Annotated in this window: 23 protein-coding genes; 9 read left to right on the forward strand and 14 right to left on the reverse strand. The window is 59.4% G+C overall.

All coding sequences use genetic code 11. The annotated features are described in order from the left end of the window. Positions 1-103 precede the first annotated feature (103 nt). A complete protein-coding gene (locus AB4N53_RS08490) occupies positions 104-1,495 on the forward strand; it encodes an aldehyde dehydrogenase family protein (protein WP_460119763.1) in 1,392 nt (463 codons plus the stop codon). Positions 1,496-2,430: 935 nt separating this feature from the next. Here AB4N53_RS08490 and AB4N53_RS08495 read toward each other — a convergent pair. Next, complete coding sequence (locus AB4N53_RS08495) at positions 2,431-3,600, reverse strand: DUF1624 domain-containing protein (protein ID WP_460119765.1); 1,170 nt, start codon at positions 3,598-3,600, stop codon at positions 2,431-2,433. A gap of 161 nt (positions 3,601-3,761) precedes the next feature. Then, positions 3,762-6,788, reverse strand: a complete 3,027-nt coding sequence (gene ydiJ, locus AB4N53_RS08500) for a D-2-hydroxyglutarate dehydrogenase YdiJ (RefSeq protein ID WP_460125388.1) — start codon at positions 6,786-6,788, stop codon at positions 3,762-3,764. Between the two features lie 157 nt (positions 6,789-6,945). On the opposite strand from ydiJ, the gene AB4N53_RS08505 reads away from it, so the two are divergent. Then, on the forward strand, positions 6,946-7,830 hold the full coding sequence (locus AB4N53_RS08505; RefSeq protein ID WP_460119767.1) for a LysR substrate-binding domain-containing protein: 885 nt from the start codon (positions 6,946-6,948) through the stop codon (positions 7,828-7,830). A gap of 102 nt (positions 7,831-7,932) precedes the next feature. On the opposite strand, the gene AB4N53_RS08510 is transcribed toward AB4N53_RS08505, so the two are convergent. Together AB4N53_RS08510 and AB4N53_RS08515 are read right to left on the reverse strand one after the other, a co-directional pair. Continuing rightward, a complete protein-coding gene (locus AB4N53_RS08510) occupies positions 7,933-9,207 on the reverse strand; it encodes a glucarate dehydratase family protein (RefSeq protein ID WP_460119769.1) in 1,275 nt (424 codons plus the stop codon). Between the two features lie 30 nt (positions 9,208-9,237). Continuing rightward, a complete protein-coding gene (locus AB4N53_RS08515) occupies positions 9,238-10,605 on the reverse strand; it encodes an MFS transporter (RefSeq protein ID WP_460119771.1) in 1,368 nt (455 codons plus the stop codon). A gap of 120 nt (positions 10,606-10,725) precedes the next feature. Between AB4N53_RS08515 and AB4N53_RS08520 the strand changes: the two genes are divergently transcribed. Then, entirely contained in the window at positions 10,726-11,625 is a 900-nt protein-coding gene (locus AB4N53_RS08520; protein ID WP_460119773.1) for a LysR family transcriptional regulator, read from the forward strand. A 140-nt stretch (positions 11,626-11,765) separates the two neighbouring features. Here the strand turns inward: AB4N53_RS08520 and AB4N53_RS08525 are convergent, their stop codons facing one another. Both AB4N53_RS08525 and AB4N53_RS08530 read right to left on the reverse strand, forming a co-directional pair. Continuing rightward, a complete protein-coding gene (locus AB4N53_RS08525; protein WP_016775068.1) occupies positions 11,766-12,371 on the reverse strand; it encodes a DUF6338 family protein in 606 nt (201 codons plus the stop codon). A 192-nt stretch (positions 12,372-12,563) separates the two neighbouring features. Next, the gene (locus AB4N53_RS08530) at positions 12,564-12,899 is read right to left on the reverse strand and encodes a hypothetical protein (protein WP_460119775.1); all 336 of its coding nucleotides are present in this window, start codon (positions 12,897-12,899) and stop codon (positions 12,564-12,566) included. Positions 12,900-13,083: 184 nt separating this feature from the next. Between AB4N53_RS08530 and AB4N53_RS08535 the strand changes: the two genes are divergently transcribed. Next, positions 13,084-13,323, forward strand: coding sequence for a hypothetical protein (locus AB4N53_RS08535; protein ID WP_460119777.1), 240 nt, complete (start codon positions 13,084-13,086; stop codon positions 13,321-13,323). A 61-nt stretch (positions 13,324-13,384) separates the two neighbouring features. Here the strand turns inward: AB4N53_RS08535 and AB4N53_RS08540 are convergent, their stop codons facing one another. After that, on the reverse strand, positions 13,385-13,582 hold the full coding sequence (locus AB4N53_RS08540) for a DUF2188 domain-containing protein (RefSeq protein ID WP_460119779.1): 198 nt from the start codon (positions 13,580-13,582) through the stop codon (positions 13,385-13,387). Between the two features lie 218 nt (positions 13,583-13,800). Here AB4N53_RS08540 and AB4N53_RS08545 point away from each other — a divergent pair, with 218 nt between their 5' ends. After that, positions 13,801-14,163, forward strand: coding sequence for an NUDIX hydrolase (locus tag AB4N53_RS08545; RefSeq protein ID WP_460119781.1), 363 nt, complete (start codon positions 13,801-13,803; stop codon positions 14,161-14,163). Between the two features lie 4 nt (positions 14,164-14,167). Here the strand turns inward: AB4N53_RS08545 and AB4N53_RS08550 are convergent, their stop codons facing one another. From AB4N53_RS08550 to AB4N53_RS08560, 3 genes are all read right to left on the reverse strand, one after another. Further along, on the reverse strand, positions 14,168-14,410 hold the full coding sequence (locus AB4N53_RS08550; protein WP_460119783.1) for a DUF1652 domain-containing protein: 243 nt from the start codon (positions 14,408-14,410) through the stop codon (positions 14,168-14,170). Between the two features lie 106 nt (positions 14,411-14,516). Then, on the reverse strand, positions 14,517-15,416 hold the full coding sequence (locus tag AB4N53_RS08555) for a polysaccharide deacetylase family protein (protein ID WP_460125391.1): 900 nt from the start codon (positions 15,414-15,416) through the stop codon (positions 14,517-14,519). Between the two features lie 132 nt (positions 15,417-15,548). Further along, positions 15,549-16,496, reverse strand: coding sequence for an ABC transporter substrate-binding protein (locus AB4N53_RS08560; protein WP_460119785.1), 948 nt, complete (start codon positions 16,494-16,496; stop codon positions 15,549-15,551). A 155-nt stretch (positions 16,497-16,651) separates the two neighbouring features. Between AB4N53_RS08560 and AB4N53_RS08565 the strand changes: the two genes are divergently transcribed. Together AB4N53_RS08565 and AB4N53_RS08570 are read left to right on the forward strand one after the other, a co-directional pair. Further along, entirely contained in the window at positions 16,652-17,332 is a 681-nt protein-coding gene (locus AB4N53_RS08565) for an SOS response-associated peptidase (RefSeq protein WP_460119787.1), read from the forward strand. A gap of 263 nt (positions 17,333-17,595) precedes the next feature. Continuing rightward, positions 17,596-17,868, forward strand: coding sequence for a hypothetical protein (locus AB4N53_RS08570; protein WP_016775076.1), 273 nt, complete (start codon positions 17,596-17,598; stop codon positions 17,866-17,868). A gap of 44 nt (positions 17,869-17,912) precedes the next feature. On the opposite strand, the gene AB4N53_RS08575 is transcribed toward AB4N53_RS08570, so the two are convergent. Further along, positions 17,913-18,056 (reverse strand): hypothetical protein, encoded by a 144-nt coding sequence (locus AB4N53_RS08575; protein ID WP_024013238.1) that lies wholly within the window; start codon positions 18,054-18,056, stop codon positions 17,913-17,915. A 128-nt stretch (positions 18,057-18,184) separates the two neighbouring features. On the opposite strand from AB4N53_RS08575, the gene AB4N53_RS08580 reads away from it, so the two are divergent. Next, positions 18,185-18,571 carry a DUF2784 domain-containing protein gene (locus tag AB4N53_RS08580; protein ID WP_039763115.1) on the forward strand — a complete coding sequence of 129 codons (387 nt, stop codon included), beginning with the start codon at positions 18,185-18,187 and terminating at the stop codon, positions 18,569-18,571. Here the strand turns inward: AB4N53_RS08580 and AB4N53_RS08585 are convergent. After that, positions 18,568-19,095: a DUF3087 domain-containing protein gene (locus AB4N53_RS08585; RefSeq protein ID WP_460119789.1), complete on the reverse strand. Its 528-nt coding sequence runs from the start codon at positions 19,093-19,095 to the stop codon at positions 18,568-18,570. The genes AB4N53_RS08580 and AB4N53_RS08585 overlap by 4 nt on opposite strands. A gap of 223 nt (positions 19,096-19,318) precedes the next feature. Between AB4N53_RS08585 and ppnN the strand changes: the two genes are divergently transcribed. Next, positions 19,319-20,692 carry a nucleotide 5'-monophosphate nucleosidase PpnN gene (gene ppnN, locus AB4N53_RS08590; RefSeq protein ID WP_039763117.1) on the forward strand — a complete coding sequence of 458 codons (1,374 nt, stop codon included), beginning with the start codon at positions 19,319-19,321 and terminating at the stop codon, positions 20,690-20,692. Between the two features lie 202 nt (positions 20,693-20,894). Here ppnN and AB4N53_RS08595 read toward each other — a convergent pair whose 3' ends face one another. After that, the gene (locus tag AB4N53_RS08595; protein WP_460138967.1) at positions 20,895-22,298 is read right to left on the reverse strand and encodes an FAD/NAD(P)-binding protein; all 1,404 of its coding nucleotides are present in this window, start codon (positions 22,296-22,298) and stop codon (positions 20,895-20,897) included. Continuing rightward, entirely contained in the window at positions 22,299-22,862 is a 564-nt protein-coding gene (locus AB4N53_RS08600; RefSeq protein ID WP_460119792.1) for a helix-turn-helix domain-containing protein, read from the reverse strand. Positions 22,863-22,941 lie beyond the last annotated feature (79 nt).

A 22,941-nucleotide genomic window follows, 5' to 3' on the forward strand; every position in this document is an offset into this window, starting at 1 on the left:
AGTCATTCTCCAATCGTGAAAGAAACGATCTTTATTATTCAGTTTCCAGAAAACTAACGCCACCCTACTCTAGGCCCATCCGACGAACCCACAGGACAACGTCATGAGCCAGATCTCCAGCCAGACCCACGCCATCTCGATCAACCCCGCCACCGGCGAGCAGATCGGTCATTACGCTTTTGAATCCGCCGCTGCCCTTGATGCGGCGCTGACTCGCGCTGCCTTTGCTTTCGGCAAGTGGAAGCGCAAGCCACTGCAGGATCGTTCGCGCCTTTTGACCGCCCTCGCCGGCGCCCTGCGTGAAACCTCAGAAGCGATGGCAACCATGATCACTCAGGAAATGGGCAAGCCGATCGCCCAGGCCCGTGGCGAAATCGAGAAATGCGCCAAGCTCTGCGAGTGGTACGCGGAACACGGCCCGGCCATGCTCGACGCCGAAGCCACCCAGGTTGAAGGCGGCAAGGCGCGTATCGAATACCGTCCGCTGGGGCCGATTCTGGCGGTGATGCCGTGGAATTTCCCGATCTGGCAAGTGCTGCGCGGCGCGGTGCCGACGTTGATCGCTGGCAACACTTACGTGCTCAAGCATGCGCCGAACGTGATGGGCAGCGCTTACCTGCTGCGCGATGCATTCGTCCGCGCCGGTTTCCCCGATGGCGTGTTTGAAGTGATCAACGTCACCCCGGAAGGCGTTTCGACCGCCATCGCCGATCCGCGCATTGCCGCCGTGACCCTGACCGGCAGCGTCCGCGCCGGCATGGCCATCGGTGCCCAGGCCGGTGCGGCATTGAAGAAATGCGTGCTGGAACTCGGCGGCTCCGATCCGTTCATCGTGCTCAATGATGCTGACCTGGATGAGGCGGTGCATGCGGCAGTGGTCGGTCGTTATCAGAACTCCGGCCAGGTTTGCGCGGCTGCCAAACGCTTGATCATCGAACAAGGGGTGGTCGAGGAATTCACCCGCAAGTTCGTTGAAGCGACACGTCAGTTGAGGATGGGCGATCCGCTGAATGCCGACACCTATATCGGGCCGATGGCGCGTTTCGATCTGCGTGATGAACTGGATCAGCAAGTGCGCGACACCCTTGAAGAAGGCGCGACACTGTTGCTGGGTGGCGGCAAGGTCGAAGGATCGGGCAACTACTACGAGCCAACCGTACTGGCCGATGTCACCGACCGCATGACTTCCTTCAAACAGGAGCTGTTCGGCCCGGTCGCCTCGATCATCACCGCCCGCGATGCTGCACACGCCGTGGCCTTGGCCAACGACAGCGATTTCGGCCTGACCGCAACGATCTACACCGCCAACGTCACGCTGGCCGAGCAACTGACCAGCGAACTGGAAACCGGCGGCGTGTTTATCAACGGCTACTCCGCCAGCGACCCGCGCGTGACCTTCGGCGGCGTGAAGAAGAGCGGCTTCGGCCGGGAGCTGTCGCACTTCGGCGTACGGGAATTCTGTAACGCCCAGACCGTGTGGCTGGATCGAAAATAATCCAGACGCTGTAAAACCTGTGGGAGCGAGCCTGCTCGCGAAAGCATTCTGTCAGCCACCGAATGTATTGCCTGACACACCCTCTTCGCGAGCAAGCCCGCTCCCACACAGAAACCGCCGCTGGTAGGTAATTTGCGGCGCAGCACATATCCACTGTGGGAGTGAGCCTGCTCGCGAAAGCGTTCTGTCAGCCACCGCTGCATCGACTGACACACCTTCTTCGCGAGCAAGCCCGCTCCCACACAGGAACCGCCGCTGGTAGGTAATTTGCGGCGCAACACATATCCACTGTGGGAGCGGGCTTGCTCGCGAAAGCATTCTGTCAGCCACCGAATGTATTGCCTGACACACCCTCTTCGCGAGCAAGCCCGCTCCCACACAGAAACCGCCTCTGGTAGGTAATTTGCGGCGCAACACATATCCACTGTGGGAGCGGGCTTGCTCGCGAAAGCGTTCTGTCAGCCACCGAGTGTGTTGCCTGACACACCTTCTTCGCGAGCAAGCCCGCTCCCACTCAGGAACCGCCGCTGGTAGGTAATTTGCGGCGCAACACATATCCACTGTGGGAGTGAGCCTGCTCGCGAAAGCGTTCTGTCAGCCACCGAATGTGTTGCCTGACACACCCTCTTCGCGAGCAAGCCCGCTCCCACACAGGAACCGCCGCTGGTAGGTAATTTGCGGCGCAACACATATCCACTGTGGGAGTGAGCCTGCTCGCGAAAGCGTTCTGTCAGCCACCGAATGTATTGCCTGACACACCCTCTTCGCGAGCAAGCCCACTCCCACACAGGAACCGCCGCTGGTAGGTAATTTGCGGCGCAACACATAGCCACTGTGGGAGCGGGCTTGCTCGCGAAAGCATTCTGTCAGCCGCCGAATGTATTGCCTGACACACCTTCTTCGCGAGCAGGCTCACTCCCACAAGTCCACACGACTTACAAATACTTCAACCAACTGATATCCCGGCGCCGCGCTTTAAGTGCCGAAAACCAGCGCACTGCCGGGAACAACACCACGGCGATAACTGCAGCCGCGAGCCACACCGCCGCCACCGTCGAAAAACCGAAATAGCTGCCCTGGTTCAGCCCAAACAGCGCCACACCCATCAGGTACAGCACCTTCAACGCATACAGATGCAGCAGATAGAAAAACATCGGCGCCGAGCCGAGCACCGTCAACCAGCCAATCCAGCGGCGACTCTGCACGCGCTCGAAGGCGAGCAACAGCAACAGCCCCACGCTCACAGTCAGCGCGATGAATAGCAGCGATGGCGGATACTTGGTGATGTTGAAAAAGCTCATCAGTGTCTGCAACAGCGAATCGCTGATCGACCACGGTTTTTCGCCGTAGCCGTTAATCAAGCGCAGCGCCACGAAGCCCAGCAAACCAGCGACCCCGGCAATCAGCAAACGACGCTGACGCACCGCTGCGTCCATGCCCCGGGCAAACCATGGCCCCAGCGCATAGCCCAGACCGATTACACCAATCCACGGCAGCAGCGGGTACGAGGTGCGCAGGCGCAGGGTTTCACTGATCTCGATCCAGCCGCGGTCATGCAGAATCGCCCAAGGCACGTGCATGGCCGATTCAACCGGAAAGTGCACCGCGTCGAGCAGGTTATGCCCGGCCATGATCAACACGCTCAGCGTCAGCAATACCGCGCGCGGCAACCACACCAGCAGCGCCAGCGCGATCATGCTCAGGCCGATCGCCCAGATCACCTGCAGGTAGATCACGCTCGGCGGCAACTGGAAAGTCCAGGCGAAGTTGACCAAGGTGAACTCCAGCGCCACGAGGAACAATCCGCGCTTGAACAGAAACGCGCTGACATCGGCTTTACCGGCGTATTTTTCACCGTACAACCATGCCGACAAACCGGTCAGCAAGACGAACACCGGCGCACACAGATGCGCCAATGTGCGGCTGAAAAACAGCGCCGGCTCGGTGCTGGCAATGTCCATCGGATCGGAAACCTGGCGGTGCAGCAGGAACGTTTCGCGTACGTGATCAAGCAGCATGAACAGGATCACCAGGCCCCGGAGCGCATCAATGGATAGCAGCCGGCCAGTCGTCAACGGGGCAGAACGGGGAAGCACAGGGGTCATGGATCTTTCGCAATCGAGAGGGATAACACCGGGCAGCCCAATGCCGCCCTCGAATTTCGCGTTATCTTATAACATCAAAAAAGCAAAACCCAAACATCCCGAGGTCGAGGCTGCCCATCCACCTCAGCCTTCTATAGTGAACAGAGACAGCAGCGACACGCTCAGCGACGCAGCGTCTCCAGCAGCACTTGCAACGGATGGCGCAGCGCCTGATCCGACTGGCGCTTGACCTGGCTGCGGCAGGAATAGCCGGTCGCCAACGCCTCGCCCTGCTCCGCCGGAGCCTGCACCTGACGCGCCCACGACTGCTCGTAAATCACGGCTGAGGTCTGGCGATTACGTGCTTCGTGGCCGTAGGTGCCGGACATGCCGCAGCAACCGGTGGCTTGCGTGGCCAGCTTCAGACCGGCACGTTCGAAGACCTGTTCCCACTGGCGGGTCGCGGCCGGCGCGTTGGTCTTCTCGGTGCAATGTGCGAGCAGACGGAAGGCTTTGCCCTGCGCCTGAGGCGTCTGCTCCGGCATGACTTGGAGTAACCACTCCTGCACCAGCGCTACTTCTGGGCACTCATTCAAACCCGGCACTTTCAGGTATTCCTGGCGATAGACCAGGGTCATTGCCGGATCCAGCCCCAGCAGCGGCACGCCGGTCTGCGCCAGCGCCTGCAATTGCTCAGCGTTACGCAACGCCGCCCGATTGAATGCCGAGAGAAAGCCCTGCACATGCAGCGGTTTGCCGTTGGCACTGAACGGCGCCAGATACACCTGATAACCCAGACGCGAAATCAGCTCGACCAGATCCGCCAACAACGGCGCTTCGAAGTAGCGGGTGAAAGCGTCCTGCACGATCACTACGCTGCGTTCGTGTTGCTCTGGGGTCAGCGCCGACAGCGTTGCGACTGTTGCCGGCTGCACTTGCCAACGGCGCAACGCCGCATGGAAATCGAACCGGCTGAGCAACGGCACATCGACCATGCCACCGACCCGCGCCAAGGCACTGCGCACCGAGCCAGCGCCCATCAGACCGTTATACAGCGCCGGAATCCGCGCCATGTACGGAATGGTGTATTCCAGCGACGCAATCAGATAATCCCGCGCCGGGCGCAGATAACGACTGTGATACAGCTCAAGAAAGCGCGAGCGGAATTCCGGCACGTTGACCTTCACCGGGCACTGCCCCGCGCAGGATTTACAGGCCAGGCAACCGGCCATGGCGTCGTACACCTCATGGGAAAAATCCGCCGATGGATCGCGACTGTTGCGCCAGCGCTGCCACAGCGTACTGAAAAACGCCGGTTTACGGATTGCGTCCGAGAGCACGTCGACGCCCGCCTCGCCCTGCAACCGCAGCCATTCGCGAATCAGTGAAGCGCGGCCCTTGGGCGACTGCGCGCGTTCGCGGGTAGCTTTCCACGACGGGCACATGGCATCGTCGGGATCGAAGTTGTAGCAGGCGCCGTTGCCATTGCAGTGCATGGCCGCGCCGTAGTTTTGCCAGACTTTCTCGTCAATCTGCCGATCCAGCTCGCCGCGCAGGGTCACTTCGTCGATCTTCAGCAGTGCCGATCCGCTGTTGGCCGGCGTGGCGATCTTGCCGGGGTTGAACTGGTTGAACGGGTCGAATGCTGCTTTCAAGGCTTGCAGCGCCGGGTACAACTCACCGAAGAATGCCGGCGTGTATTCCGAACGCAGGCCCTTGCCGTGCTCGCCCCAGAGCAGGCCACCGTAGCGCTGGGTCAACGCGGCGACGCCATCGGACACCGGGCGGACCAACGCCGCTTGCTGCGGGTCTTTCATGTCGAGAATCGGCCGTACATGCAGCACGCCGGCGTCGACGTGGCCGAACATACCGTACTGCAAACCGTGGCTATCGAGCAGGTCACGCAGCTCGGCGATGTATTCAGCCAAGTGCTGCGGCGGCACTGCGGTGTCTTCAACGAACGGCTGTGGACGGGCTTCACCGGCGACGTTGCCGAGCAGGCCCACCGCACGTTTGCGCATACCGTAGACCTTGTTCACCGCTGCCTGACCAACCGCCAGCGTATGGCCCAGGCGCTCCACGGTGCGGTCGCTTTGCAGGTGTTCGATGAACGCTTCGACGCGACGCTGCAAGTCTTGCGGATCGTCACCACAGAACTCGACCAGGTTGATGCCCAAAGTCGGCCGCTCAGCGTTTTCAGGAAAATATTCGGCAACGCCGTGCCAGACGATGTCCTGCATCGCCAGCAGCAAGACCTTGGAGTCGACGGTTTCAATCGACAACGGCTTGAGCGCCATCAACGCCCGCGCATCACGCAAGGCATCCATGAACCCGGCGTAGCGGATATTGACCAGCACCGTGTGCTTGGGAATCGGCAACACATTCAGTCGTGCTTCGACAACGAAGCCCAGCGAACCTTCAGCGCCACACAGCACACTGTTGAGGTTGAAGCGCTGGTCGGCCTCACGCAGATGCGCCAGGTCATAACCGGTCAGGCAGCGGTTGAGATCGGGGAAGCGCGCCTTGATCAGCTCGCCTTGCTCATCAATGATCTGCCGCGCACAACGGTAGACTTCGCCGACCCGGTCTTTGCGAGCGCACTGCGCCTCAAGCTCATCCTCCGCCAGCGGCAGGCCGTGCAGACGCTCGCCGCCGCGCAGGATCATCTCAAGCTCCAGCACATGGTCGCGGGTCTTGCCGTAGGTGCAACTGCCCTGGCCGCTGGCGTCGGTGTTGATCATGCCGCCAACCGTGGCGCGGTTCGAAGTCGACAGTTCCGGGGCGAAGAACAGCCCGGCGGATTTCAGCGCGGCGTTGAGCTGATCCTTGACCACCCCGGCCTGCACGCGCACCCAGCGTTGTTCAACGTTGATTTCCAGAATGCGGTTCATGTGCCGTGACAGGTCGACGACGATACCGTCCGTCAGCGATTGGCCGTTGGTGCCGGTGCCACCGCCACGCGGGGTGATCACCACTTTTTCGTATGCCGGTTCGGCAATCAGCCGCGCGACACGTGCCACATCATCCGCATCCATGGGAAACACAGCGGCTTGCGGCAGGCGCTGATAAATCGAGTTGTCGGTCGCGAGCACCACGCGGCTGGCGTAATCAGCGCTGATTTCACCGCGAAAGCCGCTGGTTTTCAGTGCGGCGAGGAATTGTTGGTAATCGCCGGTCAGGGCTTTGGCGGGCGACAGTTGGGCAATCATCGGTCGGGTCATCTCGGTCAAATCGGGCTGTGTGGCGGTGAACAGTTGTGCGCAAGGAATGATTGCGTCAGGCTCCGCCATCTGATTGCGCCCATGTTCATTGCTGCCCAGCCATGGAACAAGCGTAATTTCGACCCGCTATCGATGAGTTTTACGAATGAATCCGCGCACCCTTACGCCGTCCATGTCGCTGCTGCTGGCTTTCGAGGCCGCCGCTCGCCATGAAAGCTACACCCGCGCCGCCCATGAACTGTCACTGACGCAGAGCGCGGTCAGCCGCCAGGTACAGATTCTCGAGAAAATGCTCGGCATGCGTCTGTTCAGCCGTGAAGGCCGGCAGGTAGTGCTGACGGATGTCGGGCGCATGTATCAGCGCGAACTCAGCGAAGCCCTCGGGCAGATTCGCAGCGCGACTTTGCAGGCGATGGCGTTTGGTTCGGGCATCCATAGCCTGCGCCTGGCGACGCTGCCGACCTTCGGTTCGAAATGGCTGCTGCCACGACTGAAGGATTTCTACACGGCGCACCCGGGCATGACGGTGCACTTGCATTCGCGGATCGAAACCATCGATTTCGACACCAGCGAAATCGACGCCGCCATCTGTGTCGGCGGCGGTGAATGGCCAGGCCTGACTGCCCTACCCTTGCACACCGAAGAATTGGTGGCGATTGCCAGCGCGCAGTTGTCGGCCCCTGAGCGCGACGAAGCTGAGCAGCACATTGCCGGGCAATTACTGCTCAACGTCAGCAGCAATGCCCACGCATGGGCGGAATGGTTCAGCCATCACCAACTGCCGCATCGCAGCATGCGGATCGGGCCGAGCTTTGAAATGACCTCGCACTTGATCCAGGCGGTACGCGCCAATATCGGTGTTGGCCTGGTGCCGCGAATTCTGGTCGAAGACGAATTGCTCAAGGGCGAATTGCTGCAACTGGGCGAGCCGATTACCAGCCGACGCAGCTATTACCTGGTGTATCCGCCGCGCAATGAGAATCTGCCTTCGTTGAGAGCGTTCAGGGATTGGCTGGTTCATACCCTCTGAAGGATCGAGTCGCGGCCATTCGCGAGCAGGCTCGCTCCCACAGTTGCCATGCTTTTACCTGTGGGAGCGAGCCTGCTCGCGAAGAAGCCAGTCGCAACGACCTCAAAACCTCGGTTTGACCGCTCGCCAATCCGCCTTGTAGCGCTGCATCTGCCGCACATCATCCCGCTGGCGAATCCCGCACGTCAGGTACTGATCATGCAGCTTGGCCAGTTGCTGATGATCCAGGTCCAGCCCCAACCCGGGAGCGCGAGTGATCTTCACGCAACCATCGACAATGGGCAGCTTGCCGCCCTTGATCACTTCCTCGTCCGGCTCCTGCCACGGGTAGTGGGTGTCACAGGCGTAATCCAGATTCGGCACTGCCGCCGCGACGTGCGCCATGGCCATCAGGCTGATGCCTAGGTGCGAGTTGGAATGCATCGACACGCCGAGGCCGAACACGTCGCACATTTTTGCCAGTGCCTGCGTATCCCGCAGGCCACCCCAGTAATGGTGGTCGGCGAGGACAATCTGCACGCTGTTCTGCGCAACGCTGCGGCGGAACTCGTCGAAATCGGTGACGACCATATTGGTCGCCAAGGGCAGACCGGTGCGCCTGTGCAGCTCGGCCATGCCATCAAGGCCCGGGGTCGGGTCTTCGTAATACTGCAGATCCTCGCCGAGCAGTTCGGCCATGCGAATCGCCGTCTCCAGCGACCAGTTGCCGTTCGGGTCGATGCGCAATGGAAGTCCCGGAAAAGCTTTTTTCAGCGCCTTGATGCACGCCACCTCATGCTCCGGCGGCAAGGTGCCGGCCTTGAGCTTGATGCTCTTGAATCCGTACGCTTCGATCATTCGCCCTGCCTGCGCGACGATCTGCTGCTCGCTCAGCGCCTCGCCCCAGTTGTCCGGTTTATAGGGCGAGTCGATATGTTCGGCGTATTTGAAAAACAGATAAGCGCTGAACGGCACTTCATCGCGGATCGCCCCACCGAGCAGGTCCACCAGCGGCACGTTCAGGTAGTGCGCCTGCAAATCGAGAAACGCTACTTCGAATGCCGAGTAGGCATTACTCACCGCTTTGCTGGCGTGGGAACCGGGGGCCAGTTCAGCGCCAGCAATGCTCGCCGGTTTATTTGCCGCCACAGTGGCCTGCACGATCGCACGCAATTGATTGAGGTTGAACGGATCGAGGCCGATCAACTGGCTCTGCAATTGTTGCTGGATCGCCAGCGCTGGGGCATCGCCGTAGCTTTCGCCGAGGCCGATATAGCCGTTATCGCTCTCGATTTCGATGATCGAGCGCAAGGCAAAGGGTTCGTGGATGCCGCTGGCGTTGAGCAGTGGCGGATCGCGGAAGGCAATCGGGGTGACGCTGACACGGGTGATTTTCAAGATGACGCTCCTGACAGATCAACAATCGATTCAGTGGCTCACAGCCGGACGAGCCGGGGCCACAGCGGCGGCTTCGTCACTTGGCTTTGCCGGGGTTTGGCCTTTGGCGCCGGGCGCCGTGCGGGCGAAGAAGATCACTACGGCGGCGATCATCGACGTCGCCGCCAGGCCGTACAGGCCGCCCTCAATGGAGCCGGTGGTTTGCTCGAGAATGCCGAACGCAGTCGGCGCGACGAAGCCGCCAAGATTGCCGATGGAGTTGATCAGCGCGATCACCGCCGCAGCAATGCGCGCATCCAGATAGCTCTGCGGAATCGGCCAGAACAGCGCTGACGCTGCTTTGAAACCGATGGCGGCGAAGCAGATGGCGACGAAGGCAAAAACCGGCCCGCCGGTGGTCGACATGAACATACCGATGGCGGCGATCACCAAGGTCAGCGCGACCCAGGCCTGCTGGAATTTCCATTTGCCGGCCAGCGCAGCGAAGCCGTACATGGCGACAATCGAAATGATCCATGGAATGGAGTTGAGCAGCCCGACCTGGAAATCTCCGAGGTTGCCCATCTTCTTGATCATGCTCGGCAGCCAGAACGTCGCGCCGTAGATGGTCAGGGCAATGGAAAAATAGATGAAGCAGAACAGCGCGATCTGCCGGTCAGCCAAGAGCTTGAACATCGACGGCTTGGTGACTTGTACCGCTTCGCGAGCGCGCTGCTCCTCGGCAATCGCCGCAACCAGCGCTTCGCGCTCTTCTTCGCTCAGCCACTTGGCTTGACGTGGGTGCGATTGCAGCCAGAACCAGACGAATGCGCACAGCACCACCGAAGCCGCGCCTTCGATCAGAAACATCCACTGCCAGCCGTGCATGCCCAGTCCGCTGATATGCAACAGCGCACCGGACACCGGGCCGGAAATGACCGAGGCAATCGCTGAGCCGCTGAGAAACACCGCCATGGTTTTGCCGCGCTCGGACGCCGGCAGCCACTGGGTGAAGTAGTAAATGATCCCCGGGAAGAACCCGGCCTCGGCCGCGCCAAGAATAAAGCGCAGTACGTAGAAGCTGGTTTCACCTTGAACAAACGCCATGGCCATGGCTGCGGCGCCCCAGGTGAACATGATCCGGGTCAGCCAGACCCGTGCGCCGTAGCGCTGCAACAGCATGTTCGACGGCACTTCGAACAAAGCGTAACCGACGAAAAACAATCCGGCACCAAGTCCATACGCCGCTGCGCCAATCCCCAGATCGGTTTCCAGATGACTGCGCACGAAACCGATGTTGACCCGGTCGATGTAATTGACGATGAACATCACCACGAACAGCGGCAGCACGTGGCGTTTGACCTTGGCGGCGGCGCGGGCGAGCACCGTGATGTCCGGCGGACTCTGAAGGGTTTTCAAGGGGCGACTCCCGATCTTGTTTTTTTAGGGGATGACTTGAAGCGATGAACCGATCATGGACGCCACGAATTGATCCCGTCTAATCTAAACTGAGATTCGATTGATACCCGGATTAGATCAATGTTCGAACTCACTCAGCTGCGCTGCTTCACTACGGTCGCCACCGAACTCAACTTCCGCCGCGCCGCCGAGCGCCTGAACATGACCCAGCCGCCGCTGAGCCGGCAGATTCAGCTGCTGGAGCATCACCTCGGCGTTGAGCTGTTCACCCGCAGTACGCGCAGCGTTGCGCTGACGGCGGCAGGCCGGGCATTTTTCGTTGAAGCGCAGAATCTGCTGGAGCGCGCCCAGCAAGCAGCGATCACCGCACGCCGGTTTGCCGAGGGCGATATTGGTTCGGTAAACATCGCGTTTGTCGGCAGCGCGGTGTATGAGTTTCTGCCCAAGGTGATCGCCGAAGCGCGACTTAAACAGCCCCAGGTGAAAATCGATCTGGCAGAGATGAACACCTATCAACAGCACGAGGCGTTGCGCGCTCGCCGTATCGACCTGGGCATCGCACGGGCGCCATTGCAGGAACCGGGCTATGCCACCGAGTGCCTGGTGCGCGAACCGTTTGTACTGGCGGTCCCGAGCGGGCATCGGTTGGCAATCGCGGCTGAAGTGTCAGTGGCTGATCTGGATAAACAACCGTTCCTGATGTACTCCCATGAAGCCTATCCGCCATTCAACGAACTGTTGACCGGCACGCTGCGCTCAGCGCGGGTGGCACCGGATTACGTGCAGTGGCTGGGCTCATCGCTGACGATTCTGGCATTGGTCAACGCCGGCATGGGTCTGGCGCTGGTACCGCGTTGCGCGACAAGCGTGGTGTTCAGGAATGTGGTGTTTCGCGAGATCGATCTGGGCAAAGGGGTGCAGAGCGAACTGCATCTGATCTGGCGGGAGAACAATGACAACCCGGCGTTCGCGATGTTGCTGGAGGCGATTCGCCGGGCGGTGGTGCAGGGTTGGGGCTGAAAATTATTGTGGCAACCTGTATTTGAGCGGAGGCGGAGCGCTCGGGGCTTTGATCAACGGCTCCTCCAGCGGCTTGCCGTCAGGCCCTGTGAACAGGCGTTCGTATTGCTTTGGCATTGGTCGCGGTGCTCTTGCAGTCGTCATGATGAACCCTCTGATACCGGGCTGAATTCAACCCACTTAACTTGCGCGGAATCTATCAGCAAAATTTCGGCACCAAAAGGAGTCGACTTGCCATCGTCATTAACCCAACGTGGATTCTGCATCACGAACTGGCCGCAACTGGATTCGGACGGCCACTCGACAGGCCAGCCAAACACGCGCCTCTCGTCATGTAAATGCAGGGTTATGAACCGGTCGAACTGAGCGAAAGCGCAGAACCATTCACTGGGGAAAGAAGATTGTTTCGTGACGTTTCGCTTACGTAACCAGCCGTGCAATTTGTCACTCGTAGCCAGGTAACAGGCAAACAAACCCAGCATCAGCGAAAACACAAATGCCCAGAGCGTTTGCGCCCGGTCATCCCAGTTTCCTAATGAAAACCCCTTCGAGCCAATCCACAAACAGAGATTGCCCACCGCCAACACCGCGCCCTGAATCACAAAAGTAAATATCAGCGCCTGCACGATCTGGCCGAACGTATCCGGTCGCTTGAATGCCGTAAGGGAATAGAAGATCCAGGTCGATAGAAAACCCGGGATGAGGTACTGCAACAGCGGAATAATGTCCTTGACCAGATCATCCATGATCCGAGACTCCTTTCAGTCATGCCGATCCCGTCACGGGCCGGCATTCAAAGCCTAGTCAAGGATCCTGCTGCGCCTCGCGGGCAACTGTCACAGCTCATTGCGAGCGTTTGACTGGAGTCTCCATCCGATGAAAAAAGGCAGACATCGAACTTCGGCGTCTGCCTTTTTTGAGCGAATCGAGCGCCTGTTCTACAGGCAGTCACGCACCGATTGGCGCAGCGACCCGGACTTGGCCCACGGCGGCCCCTGGTACAGAGACACTTTGCTGCCGTCCTTGTATTTGACGATATCGAGAATCTCATCGGCTGTGATGATGCTCGGCGCGGTGATCCGGTAGCCGTTGGAAATCGACGTCTGCGAAGTCCTGGCAACATCCTTCTGCCACAACGGTAACAAACACGCGGCATATTCCTTGGGAGGCTTGTCACTGGTCTTGCTGAGGTTTGGCTCGCCCGGCACCAGCGATGCTGGTAACGAGCAACCCGCCAACAGGGCCAGTGCCAAAGTGCCGATCCATACGCGCATGCTGTTTACCTGTTTCGAAAAAGGGTGAATGTACCGTTTAACCGCTTGCACATCCATCGTGGCACCCCGCCGTTACCGGCGTTTGGACAATTTTTTACATCGGTGCAGCCGGGCGTCAGATGACCTGGCCGCACCTGGAAAAATGCGACTACTCTTTTCTACCGAGAATGTTCTGGAGGTGATCATGCGGCTCAATGAATACGAACACGAACTTCAACGGGATTTGCAAAGCGTGGCGTCCGACCTGAGGTGGTCGGCGGTCGATCTCAAGCGCATCGCTGAACAACTGCGCAAATCCGGAAACGAGGCAGACGCTCAGACTGTATTGCGGTCTTGCGAGATCCTGCAAAGCGACGAGGAAAGATTGCAGACTTATGCCAAGGAGGTAAAAGCCCGGACCATCAGCCGAATCAAGGTTCACTGAAGCACTCGAGGCCTCAAACAAGAAGCCCCGGTCAAAACCGGGGCTCTTTCGTTACAACGTGTCAACCGCCACTGTGGCCTTGCACTTGCCTGGAGCGTTTTTTGTAACCGGGAAGCGCCGCCGCATAGGCCATCGCTTCCTCTCTGCTGGTGAATGACGCCAAGCGGTCGCCCTGCGTGCAGACTCGCCATGGTCCGTTGTTCACGCTGAGCACGTCGTAACCGTTCATGTGCAGCTTGTTCAGCATCGGAATGCTCATGAACACCTCCTGTCTGCCAATGGTGTCTTGGTGTACGTGCTCACCTTACACCCGGTACCCACTGCGGTGTACACCGCATATCGCGCGCTCCCACTATCAAGATGTCGGCACTTTTCCCTGTAGAGCGGCTCCCAATTCAATGGGAACCTTTAAACCCGCGCACGGCTCGAATATTGCAGTTTAATTACAGATTTATGACGCACATCAACAGGGTATCCATGAAAGTACGCGCCACCGTCATTTGCGAGCAGGATCGACATATCCTCCTTGTGCGCAAATCCCGCCATCACTGGTCTTTGCCTGGTGGCAAGGTCGAGCCTGGAGAAACCCGCGCCGCCGCTGCCGTGCGCGAGCTGCAGGAGGAAACCGGGCTGAATGCAGAGGATGTCCTGTACCTGATGGATCTGCAGGCGGGCAGTACGCGGCATCACGTCTATGAGGCTTCGGTGGCCAACATTGACGATGTGCGCCCGCAGAACGAAATTGTCGACTGCATCTGGTATCCGCTCGACGCTGTGCAGAATCTGGAAACCAATGACGCGACGCGGCGCATCGTGCAGGCTTTTCAACGGCGTTTATAAAAGGTCAGCCCGCGAAGGCTCGGCGTCCCGCGCTCATTTCAGTGCGCAGCTCAGCGATGAAATTGGAAATATCGCGAATCGTGACCAGATGCTCGGTGGAGACGCCATCCAGCAACAGTTCGACGCGCCCGCTTCCCGGCTCGTACACCTTGATGCGCAACAAACCTTGTGCGGTTGGCGCGCAATCACACTTGTAGTTCGGGAAGCCTGACTCGACGATGCGACAAATATCGGCAATGGCAAGCATGGGCGGACGCCTCGCAGGCGGAGAATCGATCCACCGAGCATAGATGCAGGACGCGTTTATTGCCTCGCCCGTAAATGCCAAACCGATCACAAATTACCCACGCCACTCAATGCGCGTCGTGATCCCAGATCCAGTTCCACATTCCGGGCAGATTCACCGGTTCCGCGCTTTGTTGAACCGTACGCGCCAGTGCAGCTTTTTCCAGCGCAGCTTGATCGTCGTAGAACGGCTTGTACGCCAGTCTCACCCCGGTTGCCGCCGCGCTATCGAGCAGAATCTGCAGATATTCTCGGGTATGGCGCGCCGTGTAGCGATTGAGATCATGGAACGTCACTACCACCGGAATCACACCATCCACCGTCGGCAATTGGCCGAGGGCAATGCGTTCGCGCACCTCCGATAACTGCCGCAACATGTTTGCACGACGCCGTGGGCTGGCATTGAATCCCCAGATTTTGCCGTCGTTGGCACTCAGGTCGGTTAGCAGGACATGCAAGCCATGTTTCTGATAGGCCGCGAATGTGCGTTTGTCATAATTCCAGAACGGCGGGCGCAAGAGCTTGGGCGGCGCACCGGTGACAGCGGCGATGTCAGCGCTGCCATTGGTCAGCGACTGCTCCAGTTCTTGCGGGTCAAGCAAGCGATGATTGGTGTGCCAGTGAGTCGCGGTGTGAAAGGCGAGGATATGTCCCTCGACGTGTTCACGGTGCATGAGACGACGGCCAATCTCGCTGTCACCCGCTCTGGATGCTCGGGTCTGCACGAAAAACACGGCTTTGATGTTTGCCTGCACCGGATTGCTCTTGAGGCTATCGAGCACCATGGTGGTGGGATTCCACCATCCTGAAGCGCTTGGGCCATCGTCGAATGTCAGCAGAAAACGCACGGGGGGCCGGGCCTGCAGTCGCGTTTCGGTTTGCGCGGTCATTTCGATCGGCGCTGCAATGCAGCCAGCCAGACCGAATGCGAGGAGCGCAGCACAGATAAGTTTGCATCCGGATGTCATGTTTGCCCTGAGTACGGCCGCAGCCGTCGTGTTGTCGAATGGCAAAACTCCCTCGCCCGTTACCCTCCCCGCGCTGCTATCGGCGAGCGCAGGTTGGATAAGGTACACAGGGTTTGGTTCCGGCGCTGGTTTTCAGTGCGTCAAGGCTTGTTGAAATGAGGTGTCGATGATTCCCGCAGTAGCCAACGGTGCCGGCAGTGCTTTGACTTTGAACAGGAAGTCCGCCGTGCTCTGCAAATCCGCTGCCGCCTGCTGATCTACCGGCCCGACAGTCATGTGCGCCTGACGTAACCAATGCCGCGAGACCTGCTGATCGAGGTTGGCCTTTTTCGCCCAGAGATCGGCGTATTCGTCGGTGTGGTTATCAACCCACGCGCGCGCCTGTTTAAGACGGCCGAGAAAATCGGCAATCGCTGCGCGCTTGCTGTCGATGGAAGGCGTAGACGCAGCGATGGCGCTCTGCCCCGGCATCAGGTTTTTTGCGGTCAGAATGGGTCGAGCTCCGGAGAACACGATCTGTTGCGAGATATACGGCTCCCATACTGGAAAGGCGTCGATGCTGCCCTGCGGCAAAGCGGCGGCTGCATCGATCGGCATCAGCTTGACGAAGTCGACATGGTTTTCCGGTAACCCATCCTGCTCCAGCGCGCGCAAGGTCAGTTGCTGGCTCCATGCCCCTGGCCAGTAAGCGACTTTTTTACCCTTGAGGTCAGCGATGGTTTTCACTGGCGAATCCTTGGGCACCAGCAAGGCAATGGTGTCGGGATTCTGCCGCGACACGCCAATCAGTTTCACCGGTGCCTGTTTGGCAGCGAGAAACAGGAAACCCGAGTCGCCGAGAAACCCCAGATCCAGCGAGCCGGTCTGCAACGCTTCAGCGAGCGGCGCGGCAGCCTGGAAGTGCTTCCAGTCGACCGTATAAGGCGCGTCTTTCAACACTCCTGAGGCTTCAATCGAAGCGCGGATGTTGTAGTAGTTTTGATCGCCGACGTGCAGGACTAAAGGCTCCGCGGCGTAGGCAAGGGGCGAAGTCAACAAAGCAACGGTCAGCGCGCGGCGTAGGAAACGAGACAACATCATGGCCAGTCCTGCAGAGGGAATTTGCATAGACCATAACGCTCTTGATTTTTATTTTTAAATTCTAATTTTGCATAACGTAAGCACGGTATTTCCGCATTTCGAAACAGATGTTCAGGCGCGTCTAGACTGAAATTTCCTCGAAGGAGATTTCAGTCATGTGCGGAAGACTCACGCAGTACCGTGGGATTCACGACTTTGTTGCGGTGTTGAGCATCCCCGATGCGTTGATCAATCACGTTGGCGACTCGCCGCTGAATCGCTACAACGCAGCGCCCACCAGCGCTCTGGCGGTTCTGCATCAGCACGAACAAGCCATGTATGCCGACGATCTGCGTTGGGGCTGGCGGCCGCACTGGGCGAAGGATCGTCCCCCTCCTATCAACGCTCGCGCGGAGAAGGTCGCCCACGGCGCGTTCTTCCGGGCAATCTGGCGCCAGCGGGTGATCGTGCCGGTCGACAATTGGTTTGAGTGGGTTGATACCGGGGAAAAATCCCGACAGCCCTGGTTGATCCGTCGGGCGGATCACGCCCCGGTTTTCTGCGCTGGCATCGGCCAGTTTCCGGCACCGGAAGTTTCGGCAAGGGAAGACGACGGTTTCGTGATCATAACCGCTGACAGCCTGGGCGGTCTGCTCGATATTCATGATCGCCGCCCGGTGGTCTTCGATTCGGCACGAGCTCTGGAATGGCTTGATCCCGCTACGCCAGTAGAACGCGCCGAGCAAATGCTGCTGTTTGAAGGCGAGCCCAGTGACGCGTTCGAATGGTACAAAGTCGGTAAAGCGGTGGGTAATACGCGTAATCAGGGTGTGCAATTGATAGAACGAGTCGACTAAATAATTACTTCATGGCTGCGTTAATCACGCGAGCCCTCCACTGAATCCCGCGCGTTACAAAAAGTGTTTCAAACACGATACACACCCCGTGAAACAGCCGTTTGAGCGAATCAACCGCCTGTCAGACATTTCGACAGTCATACATACATTTTCCCGCGCTGCGGATAGCATGCGCGCCGCCTTTCCGATTGGTATACCAGTTGACCAAAGAGTCAAAGAAATCAGGAATCCATCAACAACTTTCAAGCCTTGCAGAGAAATAAGTGAGCGACGATTTTGCAATCAAACAGGTCAGCGGCCTGAAGTGTGTCCATCTGTCCAAGACAGAACGCCTGGAACTCGACTGTTTTATCGGCCATTACATCAAGACCCGAAACCTGCACAGCGTGCCCGACATCGAACGCACCCTGCGCAGCACCCTCGAAGGTTATCCCGGCCATCCGCCGGTGATGGTCAATGAGCTCAATGCGTGGATCGATCGAACGTTGGGGTATCGGGCGACCTACCCGGATTTCACGCAGCTGGCAGACCTCTGAAACGCGAAGAGCCCCGCTGATGCGGGGCTCTTCGTATGCGTTGTTCAGGGCTTCAGAGGACGCTCCTGATCGCGGTCCGACAGCTCGCGGCTGTCATCGTGCTTCCAGGTTTTTTCCTGCCGCTTTTGCCGCTCGATTTCTTCTTCAGTTGGCTCATCATCTTCCGCACGCGTTTGTTCGGTTGCCATGTGCACCTCACCTCAGAACAGTTGATGTCGTTAAAGGGTAGAACACTTTCGCGCGCCCGAATTCACCAAGGAATTTTGTCCCGCGCGGCGTACCATAGCGCCATCCACCCTTACGTCAGGAAGACACCATGCTGTACCGAATCGCCGCCGACGGGCTGGTGCTGTTTCACTTGTGTTTCATCTTGTTCGTGCTGTTCGGCGGGCTGCTGGTGCTGCGCTGGCCACGGTTGATGTGGCTGCACCTGCCGGCGGCTGCCTGGGGCGTGGCGGTCGAGGTGCTGCACCTGACCTGTCCGCTGACCTACTGGGAAAACCTCATGCGCCACGCGGCCGGGCAGACCGAATACGCCGGCGGCTTCATTGAGCATTACATCTGGCCGATCATCTACCCGGCGGGTCTGACCCCGCAGATTCAGCTGGCGCTCGGCAGCGTGGTACTGGCGATCAACCTGATTGTGTACGCGCGATTGCTGCGCTCGTGGAAACTGCGCCGTGCCCGGCGCATTCCGTTTTAGCGCGCGGCCGGTTTCAACGTCTCCAGCCATTGTGGGTCGAAGCGTGGCTGGTCAGGGTCAAGGCCCAGCGCCTGCATCCGCGCCTTGTGCTGCTCGACTTCGTCACGCAGTTGTCCATGATCGCTGGAGTTGCCGTCCAGCTCATGCATCTGCAGCAATCCCTGGTGATAGAAGCGCAATACCTTCATCGCCGTCGGATCGTTGCTCTGCACCGCCGCTGTCACCTGATGCATCACATTGGTGATGCTCATCAGGTTGCGCTTGAGACGCCAGCTGTACACCGCCGGGGCCATCCAGGTCTGATGCCAGAAACGCCCGCGCAACAGCGCTGCGGTTAGCAGAAAGGCCACAAATACGCCGCCAACATTGAAGCGCAGATTATCCCCGTCGGGCTCACCGAACACGGCCACCGCGACAGACGAAAACAGCATCGCCAGCAGCAGAAACAGCACGGCGATGATGACCGTGCTGCGGCGGGTCTGCTGACGAAAGGTAGCGGGGTCCATCGGCTGAATCTCGAACATCGAAAATGACTTCCCTGAGTGACAAAAGGCGCAACGGAAAAAACTCGCCGGCGCATTATCGCATCGCACCGGGTTTTAGCTATGCTGGGGCTCCTTTTCATCTTTTCAGCGTCCAACGGGGACATGGCGGTACAGCGCAGATCGTGCCATCTTCATTCATGGATACACATTATTCGGATGCCTTCCGCTGCGTTGCGGATGGCATCGTTTTAAGGATCACTGCATGACCCAACGACACGTAATCAATGCCTCGGTCAGCCCGAAAGGCAGTCTGGAAACCCTTTCTCAACGTGAAGTCCAACAACTGAGCGAAGCCGGATCCGGCAGCACCTACACCCTCTTCCGCCAGTGCGCCCTGGCCATCCTCAATACCGGCGCGCATGTCGACAATGCCAAGACCATCCTCGAAGCCTACAAGGACTTCGAAATCCGTATTCACCAACAGGATCGCGGTGTACGCCTGGAGCTGTTGAACGCTCCGGCCGATGCGTTCGTCGACGGCGAGATGATCGCCAGCACCCGCGAAATGCTCTTCAGCGCCCTGCGCGACATCGTCTACACCGAGAATGAACTCGACAGCCAGCGCATCGACCTGAGCAATTCCCAAGGCATCAGCGACTACGTGTTCCATCTGCTGCGCAATGCGCGCACCCTGCGCCCGGGTGTCGAGCCGAAAATCGTGGTGTGCTGGGGTGGTCACTCGATCAACACCGAAGAATACAAATACACCAAGAAAGTCGGCCACGAACTGGGCCTGCGCAGCCTCGACATCTGCACCGGTTGCGGCCCGGGTGTGATGAAAGGCCCGATGAAGGGCGCAACCATCGCCCATGCCAAACAACGCATTCACGGCGGTCGCTACCTCGGCCTGACCGAGCCAGGCATCATCGCTGCCGAAGCGCCGAACCCGATCGTCAATGAACTGGTGATCCTGCCGGACATCGAAAAGCGCCTGGAAGCCTTCGTCCGTGTTGGCCACGGCATCATCATCTTCCCGGGCGGCGCCGGTACTGCCGAAGAGTTCCTCTACCTGCTCGGTATCCTGATGCACCCGGACAACGCAGGCCTGCCCTTCCCGGTCATCCTTACCGGACCGAAGCATGCCGCGCCGTATCTGGAACAGCTGGATGCGTTCGTCATCGCGACCCTCGGCGAAGCGGCGAAGCAGCATTACGAGATCATCATCGACGACCCGGCCGAAGTGGCACGGCAGATGACTCAAGGCCTGAAAGCGGTGAAGCAGTTCCGTCGTGAGCGTAACGACGCGTTTCACTTCAACTGGCTGTTGAAAATCGATGAAGGCTTCCAGCGCCCGTTCGACCCGACCCACGAAAACATGGCCAACCTGAAACTGCACCGCGACCAGCCACCGCATGAGTTGGCGGCCAATCTGCGTCGGGCGTTTTCCGGAATCGTCGCCGGCAACGTCAAGGACAAGGGCATTCGTCTGATCGAAGAACACGGGCCGTATCAGATCCGTGGTGATGCGGCGATCATGCAGCCGCTTGATGCGCTGCTCAAAGCCTTCGTCGCCCAGCATCGGATGAAATTGCCGGGTGGCGCGGCATATGTGCCGTGCTACCAGGTCGTCGCATAATCTCAAGCCGTCACACAAACCCGTGTGGGAGCTGACTTGCCAGCAATAGCGGTCTTTTCATTCAACAGAGACGTTGAATCAGATGACGCTTTCGCGAGCAAGCTCGCTCCCACAGCTTTTATGGTGTGGCGCAAATTGTACTTACAACCTCACTCCCCCTATGTGGAAGCGAGCCTGCTCGCGAAGAGGCCCGAAGACCCCCTCAATCTCTCAGGCTATTCACCAAGCGCCCAGCCAATGCCTTGGCCTGCAACGCCACATCCGTCACTGCCGTACTCTCCCACCACATCCCGCGCAACGGCGGGCCCATCGCAAACAGCTGAGCGCTCACCCGCCCTTCGGCATCCACCACCGCACCGTCCACTGCTGCGATGCCTAACGCCAGAGGCCCCGGTTGCACAAAACCCCGCGCCAGCAATTGCTGCGGCAACGGCCGAGCGACGCGCCGCCAGTCATATTCGATACCGCTGGAGTTGATCAGCGCCGCACCGCTCACCATGCGAGTTTCAGTCTCGCCGCGAGGACGGATGCGTATGGCCACGGCATCGTCAGCGCCCGGCTCAAGCCCCTTGAACGAAGCAGCCCGAATGCGCAAGCGCCCTTCCTTATGCAGCCGCTCGATCAACTCGGCGCTCAGGGGTGGCGAACGATGGTGATGACTTTCCCACCATGGCCGCACATGCCGTACGAATTGTCGACGCTGCAGGTCAGTCGCCTGACTCCACAACCGCGCGATATGCGCGCGAACGGTATCGAGTGGCGCCTGCCAATCCACCCCTTGAGCTATAGCGTCGCGGCAGTGCCGACGCAGTTCGCGCAATAACTGGCGTGGCGTGCGAATGCTGTGATCTGCTGCCAGAAAATCCACCCAGGCCGGCGGCTGACGGCGCACATGCGGCAGCAGCCCGTGCCGGGAAAACACTTCGATCGGCCCGCGATGGCCGGCCTGCTCCAGCGATACCACAGCATCGACCATCGTCAGCCCAGACCCGATGATCAGCACGGTGGACTGCGGGTCGAGTTCGCGCATGGCCGCCACATCCCAGGGATCGAGCGCGGCGGCGTTAAGGCCACTGGATTGCGTCTGCGGCGTGCGAGCGGCGGGAAACATGCCGGTGGCGAGCACCGCCTGGGATCCACGCAATATCCGGCCATCGCTCAAGGTGAGCTGCACTGAACCGGAATCGATTTGCAGGTCGACGACCTCGGCACAGACATGTTCAGCGGTCGAGCCTTGCAGCACGCCCAACGCCCTCGCTTCGGCGAGACGCTGTTGCACATAGACGCCGAACAAACCGCGAGGCGGGAACAACTCACTGACCGGCACAGCCTGCTCAGCCGACTCCTGCCAGCCGCCAGCAGCTATATGCGCGGTCAACCACTGCGTCAGATCGTCAGGATTATCCGGGTCGACGCTCATTCGTGCCGCGTTGCCATTGAGCGTATGGCCCAGCTCTACGGCGCTGTAAGCCTCACCACGTCCCAGTTCAGCACGCGGCTCGATGATCAAAATCCTCCGTTGCCCGGGCAGGCGTAACAATTGCACCGCCAGCATCGCGCCGCTAAGGCCGCCGCCGATAATCAGGATGTCCGCAGACTGCTCCATTCAGATCACCACATTACGCACGAACCGCGCAGGCACATCGCCGTCGTTGCGGTAGGAATGCGGTTGATTGCTGGCGAACATGAAAAACTCTCCTTTATGGATGTGCTGCGGCTGATCGCCGAGCATCAGCGTCAGGCAACCCTCAAAGACGTAAATCTGCTCGCTCCAGCCGTCGGCGTCCGGTTGCGACGGGTAGACCTCCCCCGGTTGCAGGCACCATTCCCATTGCTCGACTGCACGGGTAGCGGACGCTTTGGAGAGAAGTACGGCTCTGCTGCCGGGAATGGTGCCCGCCCAGGCAACCTCGTTAATCCGGCTCGGGTCGCGTGCATCGTGGGCTTGGATCAGATCGCTGAAGGCGACATCGAGGGCCTCGGCGACGCGATCAAGCGTAGTCAGGCTGACGTTCTTCTCGCCGGCTTCGATCGCCACCAGCATCCGCCGGCTGACCCCGGACTTTTCCGCCAAGGCAGTCTGGCTCATTTGCGCAGCATGGCGCAGACGTCGGACGTTCTGGCTGACGTGTTGCAGGACGGAGGCTCGCTGAGTTGAATCTTTGTGCACTATATTGCTCACTCGGTGGTGCTGGGCAGTATACTGCGCAACGTTGGCGGCATTGTGCGGCCTCTCTTTTACAGTGCGC

The organism is Pseudomonas sp. H3_E04 (assembly GCF_054668915.1).

Bases quoted from the DNA above. Each gene is read 5' to 3' on its own strand.
- AB4N53_RS08490 (WP_460119763.1), top strand. From the start codon at position 104: ATGAGCCAGATCTCCAGCCAGACCCACGCCATCTCGATCAACCCCGCC.
- AB4N53_RS08495 (WP_460119765.1), bottom strand. From the start codon at position 3,600: ATGACCCCTGTGCTTCCCCGTTCTGCCCCGTTGACGACTGGCCGGCTG.
- ydiJ (WP_460125388.1), bottom strand. From the start codon at position 6,788: ATGATTGCCCAACTGTCGCCCGCCAAAGCCCTGACCGGCGATTACCAA.
- AB4N53_RS08505 (WP_460119767.1), top strand. From the start codon at position 6,946: ATGAATCCGCGCACCCTTACGCCGTCCATGTCGCTGCTGCTGGCTTTC.
- AB4N53_RS08520 (WP_460119773.1), top strand. From the start codon at position 10,726: ATGTTCGAACTCACTCAGCTGCGCTGCTTCACTACGGTCGCCACCGAA.
- AB4N53_RS08525 (WP_016775068.1), bottom strand. From the start codon at position 12,371: ATGGATGATCTGGTCAAGGACATTATTCCGCTGTTGCAGTACCTCATC.
- AB4N53_RS08530 (WP_460119775.1), bottom strand. From the start codon at position 12,899: ATGCGCGTATGGATCGGCACTTTGGCACTGGCCCTGTTGGCGGGTTGC.
- AB4N53_RS08535 (WP_460119777.1), top strand. From the start codon at position 13,084: ATGCGGCTCAATGAATACGAACACGAACTTCAACGGGATTTGCAAAGC.
- AB4N53_RS08540 (WP_460119779.1), bottom strand. From the start codon at position 13,582: ATGAGCATTCCGATGCTGAACAAGCTGCACATGAACGGTTACGACGTG.
- AB4N53_RS08545 (WP_460119781.1), top strand. From the start codon at position 13,801: ATGAAAGTACGCGCCACCGTCATTTGCGAGCAGGATCGACATATCCTC.
- AB4N53_RS08550 (WP_460119783.1), bottom strand. From the start codon at position 14,410: ATGCTTGCCATTGCCGATATTTGTCGCATCGTCGAGTCAGGCTTCCCG.
- AB4N53_RS08555 (WP_460125391.1), bottom strand. From the start codon at position 15,416: ATGACATCCGGATGCAAACTTATCTGTGCTGCGCTCCTCGCATTCGGT.
- AB4N53_RS08560 (WP_460119785.1), bottom strand. From the start codon at position 16,496: ATGATGTTGTCTCGTTTCCTACGCCGCGCGCTGACCGTTGCTTTGTTG.
- AB4N53_RS08565 (WP_460119787.1), top strand. From the start codon at position 16,652: ATGTGCGGAAGACTCACGCAGTACCGTGGGATTCACGACTTTGTTGCG.
- AB4N53_RS08575 (WP_024013238.1), bottom strand. From the start codon at position 18,056: ATGGCAACCGAACAAACGCGTGCGGAAGATGATGAGCCAACTGAAGAA.
- AB4N53_RS08580 (WP_039763115.1), top strand. From the start codon at position 18,185: ATGCTGTACCGAATCGCCGCCGACGGGCTGGTGCTGTTTCACTTGTGT.
- AB4N53_RS08585 (WP_460119789.1), bottom strand. From the start codon at position 19,095: ATGTTCGAGATTCAGCCGATGGACCCCGCTACCTTTCGTCAGCAGACC.
- ppnN (WP_039763117.1), top strand. From the start codon at position 19,319: ATGACCCAACGACACGTAATCAATGCCTCGGTCAGCCCGAAAGGCAGT.
- AB4N53_RS08595 (WP_460138967.1), bottom strand. From the start codon at position 22,298: ATGGAGCAGTCTGCGGACATCCTGATTATCGGCGGCGGCCTTAGCGGC.